The organism is Aureicoccus marinus (assembly GCF_002954325.1).
GTDB classification, from domain to species: Bacteria; Bacteroidota; Bacteroidia; order Flavobacteriales; family Flavobacteriaceae; genus Aureicoccus; species Aureicoccus marinus.
The window spans coordinates 1,550,985-1,551,390 of the sequence record NZ_MQVX01000001.1 but is presented as its reverse complement, the minus strand read 5'-3'; the positions used below and the strand labels follow the sequence as shown (position 1 = coordinate 1,551,390).

Sequence of the window (406 nt, the reverse complement as noted above, 5' to 3'; positions counted from 1 at the left end):
CGAGTGATATCAGTACCAATGCGACTGATATTGCTAACCATATCGCAGCAGATGCCGATACTAATGTTGGGAACGAGTACAACACCGGAAGTGCAATAACCGGAGGTAGTGTTCAAATTACTGATGGTGGAGGTACTGAATCGGTTAATCTGATTAGTGCGGATGCTAACAACGATATCGCCGTAGGAACAGACGGAGCACTCTATCTGAACGTAGCTTCAGTTTCAATTTCAGAGACCATTACCAATTTAGTAGACAACGGAAACGGGACAGTAACCTACACCAACGAAAATGGTGTTGCCCAAACGGTAAATAAGTCGAGCTTAACCGACAATTCCGATGGTACTTTCACTTTTAATAATGGAAGTGGAGCCGTCAATTTTACAGGGACGGACAACCAAGACCT

At 44.1% G+C, this 406-nt stretch carries 1 protein-coding gene; it reads left to right on the top strand.

From position 1 onward, the window contains the following. On the top strand, positions 1 to 406 hold a 406-nt coding region (locus BST99_RS14335; protein ID WP_181044180.1), incomplete at both ends, for a hypothetical protein.